This is a genomic window from Sulfurospirillum arcachonense DSM 9755, assembly GCF_000597725.1.
GTDB lineage: Bacteria > Campylobacterota > Campylobacteria > Campylobacterales > Sulfurospirillaceae > Sulfurospirillum_A > Sulfurospirillum_A arcachonense.
This window is the reverse complement of sequence record NZ_JFBL01000015.1, coordinates 42,093-59,285: the sequence shown is the minus strand read 5'-3', so window position 1 is coordinate 59,285 and position 17,193 is coordinate 42,093. Positions and strand designations below refer to the sequence as shown.

Here is a 17,193-nt window from a genome sequence, read left to right as displayed (position 1 = left end):
TTAAAAAATTATCGTTTTATTAGCATGAACAAAAACACGCTCGTCTAATACTAACTCAAGAGCATTGGATAAAACTACCTTTTCTACATTGCGTCCAGCTTTTTGCATATCTCTCCATGAAAACTCATGATCTACATTAATAACATCTTGAGCGATAATTGGACCTTCATCTAAGTTATTATTTACAAAGTGAGCTGTTGCACCTATAGTTTTTACACCACGAATAAAAGCTTGTTTGTAAGGATTTGCACCAATAAAAGCAGGTAAAAATGAATGATGTATATTTATCATTTTTTCATTATAATGACCTACAAAATCACTCGATAAAATTCTCATATATTTTGCAAGGACTATAAAATCACACTCATAATTTTTTAGTACATCTAAAACTTTTGCTTCATGCTCTAAACGATTGAGTCCTTCATGGCAAACATGATGGTAAGGAATATCAAATTTTTCTACCAAATCTTGTAAATAATCATAGTTTGAAACAACAGCCACTATCTCAGCATTTAACTCTCCACTATAATATTTCAAAAGTAAATCACCCAAACAATGTGACTCTTTTGTAGCCATAATGATTATTTTTTTCTTTACTTTTTTTGTCAAATAAATATTTGCGTTTTCAGGCATTACTTCTGTTAGTTTAGAAACTAAATTACCATTTTCAATGTCACCATTTATTATAGCTCTAAAGAAAAATTTTCCATTTTCCTTATCAACATATTCATCATTTTTTACAATATTTAAATCACTCTTATATATAACATCTGAGATTTTATATATAAGCCCTTTTGCATCAGAACAGTCTATTTTTAATATGTAGTTATTCATTTCATTATCCCTTTTCACTGAACAAGTCCAGTAAAAATTCCTCTCACAAAAATTTTTACTTTGCGAAGAATCTTTTAATTAATTTCTATAAAACGTGTATTTTATCTAAAAAGTACTTAGAGGATTAATAAGCAAACATCTCTATGAAAAGTCATTATAAATCTTTACATGTAAATGTCATAAAAGTAATCTATCTTTTAGAGGCTTAAACTTTATATGCACATATTCAAAATAAACTTACTCTAGAATAGAACCTTTAAACAAAGTTGCATTTGCCACTAACTTATCTGGGGCTAAACGATACATGTGCATCTCATCAACCCGATAAGCGCCTAACTTTTTGTAAAAATCGATGGCAGGGGTATTCCAATCCAAGCAACCCCATTCTAGCATTTCGCATCCACGCTCAAGTGCATGTTTTGACAAAAATTGCATCATAATATTACCTAGTCTTTTACCTCGCATTGAATCATCAATAAAAAAAGCATCTATATATAACCCTGAACGCCCTGTAAAAGCTGAACTTTTTTGGTAAAAATATGCAAAGCCAACGGTTTTACCATCATAAACCCCAAATACAGCCTCACCTTGATTAGAAACAAGTAATCGCTCTATTTGTTCTGTTGTAGCAGTAATTTTGTCTGACATTTTTTGAAAAGCACCAAGTTTATTCATAAAGCTAACCACTAGTGCTGCATCTTTAACAGTAGCAATTCGTAGTAAAAAATTTGGGATTTCAGTATGAATTTGTGACAACAATGTTCCTTTTAGTATCTCTTTATTTAAGAGTATTTTTTTAAGATAAAGAAAACTTCTCTTCTATTGTTCTTATTACTCTTCGTCTATACTCTATTTTTATGTCTTCTTTTTCAAATCCATCTGCAATGATATTTTGAATTGTTATGCCACCAGTATAAATACTTTCATAAATATCTAGTTTTTTTGCCCTAGTTATTATCTCTTTTTTGTAATTTCCTAGCCATTTTTTTATAGGCATGTCTATTGCTATTATAAGAAGTTCTTTGTCATTTATGTCTTTAGAAAAAAAAGGTTGATTTTTCAAAGCTCTTTGGTAATGAAGAGGAGTCTCTATTTGCTTACACCAATCAAGTGCATTAAAGCCACTTAAATTAGCCACAATATAAAAAAAGTAATAAGGTCTTAACTCTTCAACAAACCTTCCAATAGACTCTTTTAGCTCTTTTTCTATATCACTTATTCTATTTGTATTTATCTTACATGTAAAGATTTTTTCAAATATATTCAATCTACACATGTAAACAAATCCTAAAGCTAGATTTTGTGCATAAAAAAGTTTTTCAAATTCCCAAAAAATCCTAGGTTTTGTTAAATCGCTTAAGTCAATCTCATTCATTACTTCTAAAGTCTGCTTTTCTATCTCAAAACCAAATCTAGCACTTAATTGAATTGCTCTTAAAACCCTCAAACTATCTTCTTTAAAAGAGTTTTTATCTATTAAAGAAATTGTTTGATTTTCAATACTCTTATGTCCAGCCCAAAAATCAAAAAGCTTTCCATCAAAGATATTTACCATCATAGCATTCATAGTAAAATCTCTTCTTTTTGAAGCGAGTTGTTCATCATCTACCACTTCTACTTCAAAAGCTTTATGCCCAATTCCTACTTTTCGCTCAACCCGAGGAAGTGCTAAATCAATATCACCAATTTTATAAACAAAAAAAGTTTTACCTACTCCTTTTGCCCCATATTTTTGCATGATATTATCAAAATCACTTGGAGATATATCGTAAACTTCTATGTCTAAATCTTTGATTTTGTTATTTAAAAGGATATCTCGTACACATCCACCTACAAGATATGCACGATTGGTAAAAACAGAAAGAAGATTAGCTATCTCTTCTATCTTTTTTTGAAGGTCTTGCGGAAATTTTTCTAGATAATTCATTTCTCTTTTTTATCTAAACTTTCTAATCGCTCATCTATTACTGCTAAAAGATATTCTAAAAAGTTTAAAGTTAAATCTACTTTTGCTTCTATACTTTTATTATTTGGAGATTGAAAACCTTCAAACAAAACAAGAATACGTTCTCTCATACTTTCACAAAAATGCTTTTCATCTTCTAAAATATTTGTACATGCCTCTTCATTTTCTACGTCGAGCACATCTACTGTTTCTTCCTGAATTTCTACACTTTTTTCAATTGGAGGCTCTTGTTTTATTTCTTCTTTATTTTCTTCATTAACATCTTCAAGTTCAGCCAATGTCGAAAGTATCATATCTTTTAATTCCACTTTACCAACCACCTTTCAAATTCTAAAAACTCTACTTCGCTGTCCATATTGACAAAAAATTTCTTCATATCTTCATTTACATTAGGATATTTTTTACGAAGGCCCGAGAGTCTTTTAATAGCAATTTTTGCCTCTTTGTTATTTGGATCTTTTTTTAACAAATCTTTATATATTTCCAAAGCCTCACTTTTGAGGCCTTGGAGTTCATAAATTGAAGCTAAAGTTAATGTTTTCATTATATTTTAGCTACGTAATCCGCTATGATTGAACCTATCTCGCTAGTAGAACAAACTTCTTTTGCTCCATAGTCTGCTAAATCTTTTGTTCTATAACCATCTTTAAGAACCATTTGTACTGCTTTTTCTATTCTCTCAGCTGCATTGTTCTCATTTAAGGCAAAACGTAACATCATAGCAGCACTCATAACTGTCGCTATTGGATTAGAAATTCCTTGACCAGCAATATCAGGGGCACTTCCATGAATCGGTTCAAAAAGCCCAACTTTTCCACCAACTGAAGCAGAAGGTAAAAGCCCAATTGACCCACTAATCATACTTGCTTCATCACTTAAAATATCTCCAAAAATATTTCCAGTTAAAATAACATCAAATTGTTTTGGATTTCTTACTAATTGCATAGCTGCATTATCAACATACATGTGTGATAGAGTTACTTCAGGGTAATCAAGAGCTACTTCTTCAACTGTTTCTCTCCAAAGTTGGCTTACTTCTAAAACATTTGCTTTATCAACCGAACAAACAGATTTACGTCTTTTCATTGCACTCTCAAATGCAACTACTGCGATTCTTCTTATCTCTTCTTTTGTATAAACCATAGTGTTATATGCTCTATCAATACCTTTTTCACGAGGTTGTCCAAAGTAGATACCACCAGTTAACTCTCTTACAACAAAAAGATCAACACCTTTTAAAACTTCAGGTTTAATTGTACTTGCATCTACTAACTCATCAAAAACATTGGTTGGTCTTAGGTTTGCAAAAACACCAAGTTCACTTCTAAGTTTCAATAACCCACTCTCAGGTCTAAGATGACGTTCTAAGTTGTCCCATTTTTCTCCACCAATTGCACCAAAAAGAATAGCATCAGAGTTTTTACAACCTTCTACAGTTTCAGCTGGGAGAGGTACACCTTTTACATCATAAGCACAACCTCCCATAAGATACTCTTCATAATTTAATTCAAAATTTTCTTTTGCACTTACAGCATCTAAAACTTTTATCGCTTCATCTACTATTTCAGGGCCTATTCCATCACCCTTGATAATCGCTATTTTATATCTATTCATCATTATTTTCCCTTCTACATGGAACTTCTTCCAAGTAAAATTCCTCTATAAGCTTTTGCTTGTGAAGAATTTATATATTTATATTATTTACTTTTCTTTGCATAATTCATAAGTCCACCACAACTAACAAGTTCTTGCATAAACTCTGGAATTGGTGAAAATTTGTATGATTTGACATTATTTTTACTATCGATATTGCCATTGTCCATGTCTATTTTGATAATATCGCCTTCTTTAATCTCTCCGCTTTCGTCGAGTTCAAAGATAGGTAATCCCATATTAAAAGCATTTCTATAAAAAATTCTTGCAAAACTTTTTGCAACAACAGCACTAATACCTGCTGCTTTTAGAGCTATAGGTGCATGTTCACGTGATGAACCACAACCAAAGTTTTCACCAGCAACGATAATGTCGCCTTTTTGTATTTTTGAGCGAAATTCTGGATCTGCATCTTCCATAACATATTTTGCTAATTCTTTTGGATCTGAAGTATTCAAATATCTTGCAGCTATAATAAGGTCTGTATCGATATTGTCACCAAATGTCCAAACTTTTCCATTTATAATATTCATAAAAGTCCTTGAGAATTTTCTTTAAATTAGAAGATATTTTATCTAAAAAGGTGTATGAAAAAGATTAAATCAAATTTTAATTAATGTTTTATCTTTTTACCTAATGTTTTTTCAATAGAGTCTATCTTTGTAGTAAGTCTCTTTTTTTTATCTTTTCTTATATCAAATTTCAAAGAAGAGTAAACCCTAGAACAATCCTTTTCTAAGCACTCATAAGAGCGTTTAATAATATCTAATGCATCATCTATTTTTTCACACTCTATGACTGTTCCCATAGGAGTTAACTGGTACTCAACCCCACTTGTATCTATCATTTCTAAAATACGGCTTACATACTTACTAACACTCTCTCCCTTATCTGTAGGGAACATACTAAACTCTAATAAAACACTCATTTAAAACCTCACTATTCGACGATGGCAATACGGAGTTTTACCCGTTTTTGTATAGTATCTTTGATGATACTCTTCTGCTTCATAAAATGTTGCTTTTGGTAGTATTTTAGTAGCTACATGTAAAGCTTTTTTTTCAAGTATAGAGATAAGATTTTTTATTATAGTTTTTTCTTCTTCACTAGAAACAAATACAGCAGAAAGATATTGTTCTCCAATATCAGGTCCTTGTCCATTCGTTTGAGTAGGATCATGAATTTCAAAAAACAGTTTTGCTAAGTTTTCATAACTAATAACTTCAGGATTATATTTTACTGAAACAACCTCAAGATGTCCTGTATCTTTATAACAAATGTCTTGATAAGTAGGATTTTCCAAGTGTCCACCCATAAAACCAGAAAGAGCTTCTATTACTCCATCTTCTTTATTAAAATAGTACTCAACGCCCCAAAAACATCCACCAGCAAAATATGCTAATGAAAAATCATTATTATCTTTTTTTGCATTCATTTTTTCTCTTTTTATTTATATAATCACATTATATATTTATTTTGCTTATTTTAGGTTAGAATAAAACTTGATATTAATTGGAAGTTATGTATTAATTATGTTACTTAATGTAAAATTAAACATTAATGAAATTTTGACCTTTTTTTAGGTATATTTAATTTAATAAAAGTATGCTAGTATTACAAGTTAATTGTTAAAGGAAAAAAATGTTACCAAAAAAAGTATTCTTACCGCTAGGTGGAGGAGATGAACTTAATGAGCGAATAAAAGGTGCTCTTTTAATTGCAAAATATTTAGGTGCTCATTTAGAAGTTTTACGATCAGAAACAATTTCAAAAAAAACAGTCTCATCTGAAGGCTTTGCTCCCAAACACTTAATTGATAAAATGAATGATATCAATCAACAAATTGAAGTCGGAACTACTAATAAATATAAAAATATTTTTAAACAAGTCTGTGATGAACTTAATGTCAAAATTACCAAAGATACAGTAACTGATTGCAATGCAACTGCTTCATTGATAATCGACCAAGGGTTAAGAAGTACCTTAGTTGCTCAGTATGGAAAACTATGCGATATGGTTATAGCAGCTTGCCCTCCTGGGAATGTACCTACTGCGACATTTAAAGCAGCAGTTTTACATAGTGGTAAACCTGTTATGATGATACCAAGAGTATTGGATAATTTTGATCCAAGTAGAATAATCATTTTTTGGAATGCCACGACAGAATCATCAAGAGCAATTGATGGGGCAATGCCATTTTTGGTAAAAGCAAAAGAAGTTTTAATAGTAACAAGGGAAAGTACAATAGATATTAAACCAACAATATATGATATAAAAGATTATTTATCAATTCATAATATTGAGGCTAAGTGTGCAGTAGTTGTACATACCAAGATACGAGGTGAGGCCCTACTAAAAAAAGTTGAAGATGGCAACTATGGTCTTATAGTAGCTGGAGCATATGCACAAGGAAAAATAAAAGAAAAAGTACTTGGTGGACTAACAACATATTTATTAAAACATACAAAAGTTCCAGTTTTAAGTGCACATTAAATAAAAATTAAAGGGGTTTAATTTGGATAGTAATATAAAAAAAATAATATTGGGATTAATATTAGGGTTAATAGGCTTTGGGGTTGCATCAATATTTTTTGAACCAACTCATGCTAGGCTTTTAGGTGTTATCGTATTATTAGTAACACTTTGGACAAATGATGGTTTACCACTTGGTGTTGTTTCTTTGATGCCTATAGCTCTTTTTCCAGCTTTAGGTATTTTAAATACTGCTGCAACTACAGCTAACTACTCAAAAACAACTATATATCTATTTTTAGGTGGTTTTTTACTTGCGATTGCAACTGAAAAAACTGATTTACATAAAGTTATCGCTTCAAAGATAACTTCTGTTTTTCCTTCAACTCCACTAGGACTTATAACTTCATTAGCTACGGCGGCGGCTGTTCTTAGCTCTTTTCTTTCAAACACTACTACTGCACTGCTTTTAATACCAATAGCATCGTTTTTAGTGGAAGATATGAAAATGAAAGTAAGATTAATCCTAGCTATTGCGTATGGTGCAAGTATAGGAGGAATTATAACACCTATAGGAACACCTCCAAATCTTATTTTGATGGGATTTATGGAATCTAAAAATCTTGAAATGATTCCTTTTGTAAAGTGGATTGGACTTACACTTCCTTTAGCAATGATTATGTTAGTAGTCATATCTTTTATTCTTTCATATGGACTAAAAGAGATAAAAGTTGCAGCCATGGATGTTAAACATAAAATGCTTACAAAAGACCAATCTAGACTTGTAAAAATCCTTGGTGCTTTAATAGTACTTCTTTTAGTAAACTCCCCAATCAAACCATTTTATAGTGGTTTAGGACTTGATGAAAAAGTTATATTACTAAGCTTTGGTCTTTTGATGTTTATACCAAAGATAGGATTTCTTGCTTGGGATGATAGTAAAAAAGTACCCTATGAAATCATGTTTTTATTTGGTGCTGGCTTTGCAATAGCCGCTGCTTTTGGTAAAACTGGATTAGCTGCTGCGATTGCAAATTATCTTTTAGTTATCACTCAGTTACCTCCATTTGCTATACTTCTTTGTGTTGCACTTTTGATAACATTTACTACAGAGATAACAAGTAATACAGCTCTTATATCCATAGCCCTACCTATTATCTTTTCATTAGGTGAAGCTGCAAATATGGATATGACACTGATACTTATGACAGCAACCATATGTGCTAGTTATGCATTTATGCTTCCTATTGCAACACCACCAAATGCTATAGCTATGAGTACAGGTTGTGTCCAAGTAAAAACAATGGCTAAGTATGGTTTTGTATTTAATATTATTGGAATTCTCTCTATTACTTTAGTATCTTACTTTTATTGGCAGTATTTTATCTAAACATATATAATCGCTCTAGAAATATAGGGCGATTATTTTATAATCTTATACATCTAAAGGTTAGTTGTTTTTTTAGCTCTAGAAAACCAATAAGTGCAACCACCTGCAAAATATGATAATTTACTTCTAATACATACACTCAACAGTAAGATTGGCTTTATATCTACCATCTTCTTGTTTAATCTCATTTATCTCTGAGAGTTTACACTTTGAAAAATCTTTCATTCCATTAAGACCTTTAACCCAGTTTTGACCTTGCACAAAGAATGCATAATCAACACCAAGAAGTGAAGGTTGTGTATTATCATGTATAAATTCTTTTTTAATTTTCAATGTATTGTTTGCTGCTACTAAAAAAGTCGTTGACAGTAACATAATAGATAAAAAAAGTTTCATATTTTTCCTTTTATATTTTTTTAAAATTTAAGCTTAGTGAATTGACACAATGTCTGGTATTTTTAGGAGTCATATGCTCTCCTTCAAAAACATGTCCTAAATGAGCCCCACAAGCTTTACATGTAATCTCTACCCGTCTTCCATCTGCATCGGGAGTTCTTAGAACATTAGAGCTTATTGTATCATCAAAACTTGGCCACCCACAACCTGAGCTAAACTTATCCGCAGAACTATAAAGTGGTGTATTACACTGTTTACATGTAAAGATTCCTTCTTCATCAAAATCATTATATATTCCACTATAAGGTGCTTCTGTTCCCTTATGTTTTATAACATATTCTTCTTGTTCACTCAGCTCATTGTATTTCATGTTCTATTATCCATTTTAAGTAATCCAAAACCTAATAAAACAAATATCGCTCCACTAATACGGTTAAACAAATTTACTCTAAAATTATTAGAAAACCAAAATTTAAAATATCTTGCAAAATAAGCATAAGTAAATAAAGTACTAAATGATATAAACATAAATGTAAATGTCATAATAAGAAATTGAGGAAATATTGCTGCATTTGCATTCATAAACAAAGGAAAAATCGCAGTAAAAAAGATAATCGGCTTAGGATTTGTAACACAAATCAAAAATCCTCTTTTAAATATCTTAAAACCATCTTTTTCTCTTTTTATTTGATTTGCACTGACTTCAAATATATTTGAAACATTTCTAAATTGTTTAATACCAAGATAGATAAGGTAACTAGCCCCTATTAATTTCATTATAAAAAAAATAGTTGCTGAAGTATGAAGTATCGCTCCGAGTCCTAACATAGAAACACTTGAAAGGCAAAAAAGCCCTAAGATATTGCCTATGGAGGAAAAAACTACACTTCTTAAGTTATGTTGCAAGCCATTGGTTATCGCTAAAAGCACAGCAGGACCTGGAGAAATAATAGTTAAAAAAGCAACTGTTGTATATAAATACCAAGAATGTAATTCCAAAATAACTCCTTTTTTGTAAGTCTTTCTATTCTACTCTAAGAGTAATTACATCATATTTAAAAAAATATTTAATTACTTAGCTTTATATTTTTCACAACCTTTTATAAATCTTTTAAGTAAAGTGTCACTACATTTTCTATAATTTACATGTCCATCTCTTCTAAAATAAGCAGAAAGCTGTGATTTTGTAATCTCTAATCCATCATTTGCAAATATTTGGATTAAATCTTCATCTTTTAAATCTAATGCTATCTTTAGTTTTTTTAAAATAATATTATTTGAAAAATATATTTTCTGTTTTTTTCCAGCTTTTTTATCGCTTGGGCCTCTTTTATATGCTATAAAACCATTTAAAAAAAGCTCAAATCCCTCATCACTTAAAAGTATAAACTTTTCATCACTTGCTTCTCTGAGTATATCATCTACATCTTCTTGAACTATCTTTTTATCTACTAATTTATATGATTTTAGTACATCTACTTTGCTAAGTTTAAGAGATTGCATAATGCTTGTTAAAATATAATTATTTGTCATTTTTTTCTTTTCCTAATGTTATTGTTTCTAAATCTTTACCATCGGAGGCAAACCACTCATCAGCTAAAAAATCATTTTTAACGATTTTTTCTAACTCTCTTTTCATGTACTTTCCAGTTGCAACAACTGCTACTTCACCGTTAGGAAGTATAAGCTCACCTGTTCCTTCAAATACTCTACCCTTGTCATTAATCATACGACCAATCACTTTTAACTCTTCATTTAACGGTACTGGTTTTTTATATCTTATATTCAGTTCCATTGTAACACCAAAACTATTTTGTCCATACTTTGCCATTATAGCACGACCTATAGTTTCATCTAGTATAGTTGCACTAATGCCTCCATGCAAAACATTTGGATAGCTTTGAAGTTTGTCATGAGGTGTAAATATACCTATAACTTCACCACTTTTTGTTTCGTAAAATTTAGTCTTTAAACCAAAGTCATTTTCTACACCACATACTAGGCAATTTTTTGAAATATTTTGTTTATTTGTAATACTGAATTTCAAATTATCCCTTTTTTTCGTAAGTTTAGCATACTAATGATAAGGATATATTTTATTTCAATAATTTTATAAGAATATCTACATATTTTAAATTAAACTGTTTTCCCATGTTTTTTTTGATCATCATAAGTGCCTTAAAAGTGCTATATTCATTTCTATAGCTTTTTTTCGTAATTAAAGCATCAAAAACATCTGATATTGCGAGTATCTGTCCCCCTACTGAAATACTATACTGTTTAAGACCTTGAGGATATCCACTTCCATCTAATCTTTCATGATGGTATCTAATCGAGCTGAGTATATCTTGGTCATTTATTGCATTTTTTATTAAATGCTGAACACTTTCATAAGGATGATTTTGTAATATTGTTATTTCTGCTTGAGTAAGTTTACCTTTTTTATTTATAATTGATTCATCTATTTTATACTGCCCAATATCATGAAGTAATCCAGCCAAAAAAAGGTTACTTAATTCTTTTCCATAAATATTTAATTTACTACCAATTAAGCATGAAAAAATACCTACATTAAGCGAATGATGAGAGATATGATAAACATTTGGAACTAACGTACGAAAATTTGAAAGAGTAAAATTATTATTTTCTATAAGTTTTGTAAATTGCGTAGAAAAAACTTTTATTGCTTGAGTTGGTAACTTTTTTATATGAATATGCTTAAAACAGACACAAAGTAAATCTATACCTAAATGATATATGGTTTCTAATTTATTTTGTGTATCAGTCTGTTCTTTTAGAATATTTTCTATGTTTAAAACCGTAGCAACAACACTGTCATAATCTTTTTTTTCAAGTCGATTTATATCTTCTTCAAAACTATCTTGATCTTCCACTGTTAATACTTTCAAGTTTTATTTTATTATATCATATTTTATAAATCAAACTAACACTTTTTGTATTAATATCATGTATGTGAAGGTAGCCAAAAATATACTTAAAAGTGCATTTTTAAACTTTACATGTACAAATGTTGCAATCAATACGCCAACAATCTCAGCAATTCCGTAAGGATAAACTTCCCATTGTACATCTTTAAGTGCATAAAAAACTAATATAACCATAATCATAACAGGCATGTTCCACTCTATATACTTTATAATTGCAGATGGTTCTTTTTTCCTAAAAAATAAAAATGGAATAATTCTAGTTACATATGTAACAAAAGCAGCTAAAGATATAGCGCCTATAAGATAACTAGTTTCCATCTTCAAGAACCTTTTTAAAAAGTATAAGAATAATCGCGGCAATACTAAGTGATAAAATAAGCATTTTACTACTAGGAAAACTTAACATGCCTACAAGTCCAATAATCAGTGAAATCAAAAATGGCTTATGTAATTTACTTTTGTTATACAAATCAATCGATAAAACTACAAAAAGAGCTGTCAAAGAGAACTCTATGCCTCTATAATCAAAAGGAACTATATTTCCCAAAACAGCCCCTATTACACTTCCTAAAATCCAATAAGACTGATTAAGTGCTGTAATTATAAAATATGCGTTTTCTTTATGCTCATCAGCTATATCATTTGTTTTTAATAAAGCAAAAGTTTCATCAGTTAAACCAAAAATCATATAATGTTTCTTCCAAGAAAAGTTTTTAAAAGTACTTACCATAGAGAGTCCATAAAAAGTATGTCTTAGATTTAAAAGAAAAGTTGCTACACCAATTTCAAGTATAGTTGCTTGTGAAGCAAAAAGTCCAAGTGCCAAAAATTGACCAGCACCTGCAAAAATAAAAAGAGACATAAAAAAAGCATAGTACCAAGGAATGAGTAGTTGAGATAGTAAAAGTCCAAATGCCATTCCTAGAGGGATATATCCCATCAAAACTGGAATGGTCATTTTAAATAAAGTAAAAAACTGCATCTATTTTTTCAAATACTTATCAATATAGTTTTTTTTCATTTGTGTTTTATTTAAATCTTTTACAATTACTTTTTTATTATCTACTGGTTTTACATCAGTAAAATAGATTTGATCAATTGCAAAAATAATAAAAACTATGATAATAAACGGTATTAAGATAAGCATTATATTACTTATCTTTTGAGTCCATTTACTGTTTGAAGCATTTCATCACTAGTAGTAATAGTTTTTGAATTTGCCTCATAAGCACGTTGTCCTGTAATCAAATCTGTCATCTCTTCAACCAATTGAACATTACTCATCTCAACAAATTTTTGTCTAGTTTGACCAAGTCCATCAAGACCAGGAGTTCCTGTAATAACATTTCCTGAAGCTGATGTATTTAAATAATTATTATCTCCTAAAGAGTGAAGACCTGCTGGGTTTACAAAATTTGCTAACTCAATCTGTCCTATATCGGTCATCTCTGTTTGACCAGCTTGAAGAACAGATACTGTTCCATCTGTTCCTATTGAAATTTGTGTAGCATCCTCTGGCACAGTAATTTCAGGAATCAATTTATATCCATCTGAGTTTACAACGCTTCCTTCTCCATCAACTTTAAAAGAACCATTTCTTGTATATGCAGTAGTTCCATCAGGTAATTGAATTTGAAAAAAACCTTTTCCTGTAATTGCCATATCTAAATCACCATTTGTTTCTTTAAAATTACCTTGTGAAAACTGTTTTGCAACAGCAGTAGGACGAACACCAAGACCCACTTCAATACCAGTTGGAGACACTGTAGTCGAGCTTGTTGAAGTCCCTGCATACTCCATTGTTTGATACATAAGGTCCGCAAATTCTGCTCTTTGCTTTTTATAACCAATTGTATTAACATTTGCAATATTATTTGAAGTTACATCTATTTGTGTTTGTTGTGCAATCATTCCTGTTGCCGCTGAGTAAAGTGATCTTAACATTTATTTCTCCTATGCTCTTGTCATTGCTAATTTATTAATTGCATCATTATTCAAATCATTCATATGTGAAGTCATCACTTTTTGATACATTTCTACCATTCTATGAGCTTCGATAAGCCCTACCATTTCTTTAACTGGATTTACATTACTTGTTTCTAAAAAACCTTGTGCAACAACATCCGCGTCTTGCAAGTCTCTTAAATCTTCCACATTTTTAAACTTAAAAAGATTTGTTCCCTCTTTTGTTAATGATTTTATATCATCACTTTGTGCAATAAATAATCTTCCAACAGGATTTTCTCCTGCTGCTAAACCTTCTTCTACATTCGAACTATATATATTTCCTGTTTTATCAACTGTAAAACTATTATTTTGATTTACTGTAATATACTGTTGATTTTGAAAATAAGTTGCAGGAATTACAGGATAACCTTCTTTAGTTGTCAAAACTCCTTCATTATTTAAAACAAATGAACCATTTTGTGTCAATGCTAAACCATTAGGCGTATCAACCATAAAAAAAACATCTTCTCTTTTTAAAGCAAGATCCAATGGATTTCCTGTAGATTTAAGTCCACCTTGATTATACTCCACATACTGTTCACTTACTTGAGGAACTCTATCTATTGAAGCATTAAGGTATTTTGCTGCTTCTTTTGTATGATCTTTTATAGGTAATTCTTCTTGAAACTCTTGATAAATTCTTTTAAAATCACCAATGACAACATCATCACGCTTAAATGCAGTCGTATTAACATTTGCCAAATTATTTGATATAACATCGAGCCTGTTAAACTGTGTTACCATAGCTCCTGTTGTTGAATAATATCCATTTTGCATTAATTTTCCATATGTTTATTTATTTTAATAACTAAGCAACTTGTGTTCCAATAAATATTTGACGATTTTTATTCTTATTTTAATAAGTATTTAAATAAATTTGGGTATAATATATACCTTTTTCACAACCATATTTAGGAGCAAATTATATGTCAACAAAAGAGCTTTATGCAAACTTAGAAGAGCTATTTAAAGAGAGTGAAAAGAACCATGTAACGTATGAAGTCGTTATGGATCTTTTTGAAAAACAACCAACAACATCTAATATAAAAAAGATGATTACTTTAATGGATAAGTATAAAATTTCACTTATCACATCTGCGGAAATTGCAAAACTAAGAAACTTAGAAGAAGCTCAAAAAAGGGCAGAAGATGCTAAAAAAATGCAAGATGAAGCATTAGAAAAAGAGTTTGATTTAGCAAATGAAAAAGAACTTTTAGAATGGTCAAGAAGTGATAGCCCCGTTAGAATGTACCTAAGAGAAATGGGTCTTATCTCTTTACTTACAAAAGAAGAAGAAATTGATATTAGTAAAAAAATAGAATTTGGCGAAGATATTATTATTGATGCTTTTTGTTCAGTACCTTATCTCATTGATTTTATTATTGATTATAAAGAAGCATTGATAAATAGAGAACGTCGTGTAAAAGAGCTATTTAGAAATTTTGAAGATGATGAAGACAGTGGTGAAGACAGTGGTGAAGATGGTGACAAAAAAGTAAGTAAAAAAGACAATAAAAGAACAGAGAAAGTTATAACAAGTTTTAAAGCTTTAGAAAAAGCAAAAAAAGATTGGTTAAAAACAATTGCTAAAACTCCTGAAGATGAATCAAATACAGAAGAGCAAACAATTTATGATATTACAGTAGCGTATAAAAAGAAACTTTTAAAAGAAAACCTTTTAGAATTAGGACCTACAAGTAAACTCATTAATGAACTTGTAAAATCAATGGAAACTTCATTAAAAAGTGATGATGAGTTTGATAAAGAATTAAAAAGATTAGAGTATAGACTTCCTCTTTTTAATGACACACTAAAAAAGAATCATGCAAAACTTTTGGAAAAAATTATAGATTTAAACAAAGAAGAAATTACTGCACTTGTTCCTGAAGCTACTATGGTTTCAACTTATGTTGAAATTAAAAAATTATTTCAAACAAAAGAAGCGAGTAAACAAAGTTTTGATTTAGACCCAGATACGTTAAAAGAGATTGTAGAGCAAATTAAACGTGGTAAAAAAATTGCAGACGAGTCAAAAACTCGTATGGCAAAATCAAACTTGCGTCTTGTTGTATCTATTGCTAAACGTTACACAAATAGAGGACTTCCTTTTCTTGACCTTATTCAAGAAGGAAATATTGGCCTTATGAAAGCTGTTGATAAATTTGAATACAAAAAAGGTTATAAGTTTTCAACCTATGCAACATGGTGGATACGTCAAGCAATTAGCCGTGCTATTGCTGATCAAGCAAGAACAATCCGTATACCAATTCATATGATTGAGACCATTAATAGAATTAATAAAATTATCCGTAAACACCTTCAAGAAGAAGGCAAAGAACCAGATATCGATACAATTGCAGAAGAAGTAGGACTTAGTGTAGATAAAGTTAAAAATGTTATTAAAATTACAAAAGAACCAATCAGTCTTGAAGCTCCTATAGGAAATGAAGACGATGGTAAATTTGGTGATTTTGTTGAAGATAAAAACTCTGTATCACCAATGGACTTTATGCTTAAAAACGATTTAAAAGATCAAATTGATGATGTACTTGACCAACTAAATGATAGAGAAAAAGCTGTTATTCGTATGAGATTTGGACTTATGTTAGATGAAAGTGACAGAACTCTCGAAGAAATTGGAAAAGAATTAAATGTTACAAGAGAAAGAGTTCGTCAGATAGAAAGCTCAGCAATTAAAAAATTAAAACACCCTAAAGTTGGACGTAAATTGAAAAACTATATAGAGAGTTAGTAGGATGAACACTTTATATCAAGTATTAAACTCTTACAAGAATATTTCTAAGGAATACATTTCCTTAGAAAGGAGAGTAAAATAGTATGACATTTGATGAAGCCTGGATAGAGCACGATTATAATCCTTTTATTGTTTTTAATGAAGAAGGAAGAATTAGCTCTCTTAATCAAGAAGCACAGTACCTTTTAGGAGAAGTTGAAAATAAAGAAATATTTGAGCTTACACAAGCTTATGCTAGTCATACTTATGGTTTTAAAACTACATCTTTAGACTTATCTTTTGGTTCTTATAAGTTTTATGCCATTACCGTTGGTTATCTTGATGAGAAAAAAATAGGTATAAAACTTTATAAAGTTGCTAGTAAAAAATTTACGAATATAGAAGAGTATGGAGATAGTGTCAATATATATGCTCTGTTAGATTTATGTATAAGTGCTGCGTCTACAAGAAGTAAATCTAACTTTTCAAAAGAATTTGATCCTACATTTCCAGATATAAGACTTAAAATCAACAATTTTACAAAACTATTAAATAAAATTTACCAATCTCATTTAGCTGCTACATCTATAAGAACAAAACTCTCATTAGTTACTGGTGAATATATACGATTTGAAAATAAAAAATACCCAATATTTACAGTGAAAATTTTAACTAACAGTAGAGATAGTACCTTTGAAAAAGATATTGAAGAGATAGCTTCAAAAAGTAATACTGTAGTGAGGTTTCATGAAAACAACACTACAATAAGTACAGCTATGGTTGCTTGCTAAG

The 17,193-nt window shown here is 30.0% G+C and carries 24 protein-coding genes; 4 read left to right on the top strand and 20 right to left on the bottom strand.

Annotated elements, in window-relative coordinates; translation table 11 throughout:
• The 9 genes from purU to msrA form a co-directional block, all read right to left on the bottom strand.
• Complete coding sequence (purU, locus tag K354_RS0111360; RefSeq protein WP_024955622.1) at positions 1-834, bottom strand: formyltetrahydrofolate deformylase; 834 nt, start codon at positions 832-834, stop codon at positions 1-3.
• Between the two features lie 237 nt (positions 835-1,071).
• The gene (locus tag K354_RS0111355; protein ID WP_024955621.1) at positions 1,072-1,590 is read right to left on the bottom strand and encodes a GNAT family N-acetyltransferase; all 519 of its coding nucleotides are present in this window, start codon (positions 1,588-1,590) and stop codon (positions 1,072-1,074) included.
• 40 nt (positions 1,591-1,630) lie between these two features.
• Positions 1,631-2,761: a tRNA nucleotidyltransferase/poly(A) polymerase-related protein gene (locus K354_RS0111350; RefSeq protein ID WP_024955620.1), complete on the bottom strand. Its 1,131-nt coding sequence runs from the start codon at positions 2,759-2,761 to the stop codon at positions 1,631-1,633.
• Positions 2,758-3,108, bottom strand: a complete 351-nt coding sequence (locus K354_RS0111345) for a CiaD-like domain-containing protein (RefSeq protein ID WP_024955619.1) — start codon at positions 3,106-3,108, stop codon at positions 2,758-2,760. Before K354_RS0111345 ends, K354_RS0111350 begins: the two co-directional genes overlap by 4 nt.
• Positions 3,099-3,344, bottom strand: a complete 246-nt coding sequence (locus K354_RS0111340) for a tetratricopeptide repeat protein (protein WP_024955618.1) — start codon at positions 3,342-3,344, stop codon at positions 3,099-3,101. The genes K354_RS0111345 and K354_RS0111340 overlap by 10 nt, the downstream gene beginning before the upstream one ends.
• Complete coding sequence (leuB, locus tag K354_RS0111335; protein WP_024955617.1) at positions 3,344-4,414, bottom strand: 3-isopropylmalate dehydrogenase; 1,071 nt, start codon at positions 4,412-4,414, stop codon at positions 3,344-3,346. The genes K354_RS0111340 and leuB overlap by 1 nt, the downstream gene beginning before the upstream one ends.
• Positions 4,415-4,497: 83 nt before the next feature.
• Positions 4,498-4,986, bottom strand: a complete 489-nt coding sequence (locus K354_RS0111330; protein WP_024955616.1) for a 3-isopropylmalate dehydratase small subunit — start codon at positions 4,984-4,986, stop codon at positions 4,498-4,500.
• Between the two features lie 80 nt (positions 4,987-5,066).
• Positions 5,067-5,381 carry an MTH1187 family thiamine-binding protein gene (locus K354_RS0111325; RefSeq protein WP_024955615.1) on the bottom strand — a complete coding sequence of 105 codons (315 nt, stop codon included), beginning with the start codon at positions 5,379-5,381 and terminating at the stop codon, positions 5,067-5,069.
• On the bottom strand, positions 5,382-5,888 hold the full coding sequence (msrA, locus tag K354_RS14290) for a peptide-methionine (S)-S-oxide reductase MsrA (protein ID WP_051505436.1): 507 nt from the start codon (positions 5,886-5,888) through the stop codon (positions 5,382-5,384). It abuts the gene before it with no gap.
• A gap of 206 nt (positions 5,889-6,094) precedes the next feature.
• Between msrA and K354_RS14285 the strand changes: the two genes are divergently transcribed.
• Positions 6,095-6,946 (top strand): universal stress protein, encoded by an 852-nt coding sequence (locus K354_RS14285; RefSeq protein WP_037940713.1) that lies wholly within the window; start codon positions 6,095-6,097, stop codon positions 6,944-6,946.
• Between the two features lie 22 nt (positions 6,947-6,968).
• The gene (locus K354_RS0111310) at positions 6,969-8,315 is read left to right on the top strand and encodes an SLC13 family permease (protein WP_037940711.1); all 1,347 of its coding nucleotides are present in this window, start codon (positions 6,969-6,971) and stop codon (positions 8,313-8,315) included.
• Between the two features lie 126 nt (positions 8,316-8,441).
• Here the strand turns inward: K354_RS0111310 and K354_RS0111305 are convergent, their stop codons facing one another.
• The 11 genes from K354_RS0111305 to K354_RS0111255 all read right to left on the bottom strand — a co-directional run bounded on the left by K354_RS0111305 (position 8,442) and on the right by K354_RS0111255 (position 14,443).
• Positions 8,442-8,711, bottom strand: a complete 270-nt coding sequence (locus tag K354_RS0111305) for a hypothetical protein (RefSeq protein WP_024955612.1) — start codon at positions 8,709-8,711, stop codon at positions 8,442-8,444.
• Between the two features lie 10 nt (positions 8,712-8,721).
• The gene (locus tag K354_RS0111300; RefSeq protein WP_024955611.1) at positions 8,722-9,081 is read right to left on the bottom strand and encodes a methionine-R-sulfoxide reductase; all 360 of its coding nucleotides are present in this window, start codon (positions 9,079-9,081) and stop codon (positions 8,722-8,724) included.
• Positions 9,078-9,710, bottom strand: coding sequence for a LysE family translocator (locus K354_RS0111295; RefSeq protein ID WP_024955610.1), 633 nt, complete (start codon positions 9,708-9,710; stop codon positions 9,078-9,080). Before K354_RS0111295 ends, K354_RS0111300 begins: the two co-directional genes overlap by 4 nt.
• A gap of 72 nt (positions 9,711-9,782) precedes the next feature.
• Complete coding sequence (locus K354_RS0111290) at positions 9,783-10,244, bottom strand: YehS family protein (RefSeq protein ID WP_024955609.1); 462 nt, start codon at positions 10,242-10,244, stop codon at positions 9,783-9,785.
• Entirely contained in the window at positions 10,234-10,758 is a 525-nt protein-coding gene (locus K354_RS0111285) for a PaaI family thioesterase (RefSeq protein WP_024955608.1), read from the bottom strand. The genes K354_RS0111290 and K354_RS0111285 overlap by 11 nt, the downstream gene beginning before the upstream one ends.
• 49 nt (positions 10,759-10,807) lie before the next feature.
• On the bottom strand, positions 10,808-11,605 hold the full coding sequence (locus K354_RS14790) for an HD-GYP domain-containing protein (protein WP_024955607.1): 798 nt from the start codon (positions 11,603-11,605) through the stop codon (positions 10,808-10,810).
• Positions 11,606-11,650: 45 nt separating this feature from the next.
• The gene (locus K354_RS0111275) at positions 11,651-11,977 is read right to left on the bottom strand and encodes a branched-chain amino acid transporter permease (protein WP_037940709.1); all 327 of its coding nucleotides are present in this window, start codon (positions 11,975-11,977) and stop codon (positions 11,651-11,653) included.
• A complete protein-coding gene (locus tag K354_RS0111270; RefSeq protein WP_024955605.1) occupies positions 11,967-12,641 on the bottom strand; it encodes an AzlC family ABC transporter permease in 675 nt (224 codons plus the stop codon). The genes K354_RS0111275 and K354_RS0111270 overlap by 11 nt, the downstream gene beginning before the upstream one ends.
• On the bottom strand, positions 12,642-12,806 hold the full coding sequence (locus tag K354_RS15030; protein ID WP_156928232.1) for a hypothetical protein: 165 nt from the start codon (positions 12,804-12,806) through the stop codon (positions 12,642-12,644).
• Positions 12,807-12,814: 8 nt separating this feature from the next.
• Positions 12,815-13,603 carry a flagellar basal-body rod protein FlgG gene (gene flgG / locus K354_RS0111260; protein ID WP_024955604.1) on the bottom strand — a complete coding sequence of 263 codons (789 nt, stop codon included), beginning with the start codon at positions 13,601-13,603 and terminating at the stop codon, positions 12,815-12,817.
• 9 nt (positions 13,604-13,612) lie between these two features.
• Positions 13,613-14,443, bottom strand: a complete 831-nt coding sequence (locus K354_RS0111255; protein ID WP_024955603.1) for a flagellar hook-basal body protein — start codon at positions 14,441-14,443, stop codon at positions 13,613-13,615.
• Positions 14,444-14,592: 149 nt separating this feature from the next.
• Between K354_RS0111255 and rpoD the strand changes: the two genes are divergently transcribed.
• Both rpoD and K354_RS0111245 read left to right on the top strand, forming a co-directional pair.
• Positions 14,593-16,419, top strand: a complete 1,827-nt coding sequence (rpoD, locus tag K354_RS0111250) for an RNA polymerase sigma factor RpoD (protein ID WP_024955602.1) — start codon at positions 14,593-14,595, stop codon at positions 16,417-16,419.
• An 86-nt stretch (positions 16,420-16,505) separates the two neighbouring features.
• Entirely contained in the window at positions 16,506-17,192 is a 687-nt protein-coding gene (locus K354_RS0111245) for a hypothetical protein (RefSeq protein ID WP_024955601.1), read from the top strand.
• The last annotated feature ends 1 nt before the right edge of the window (position 17,193 follow it).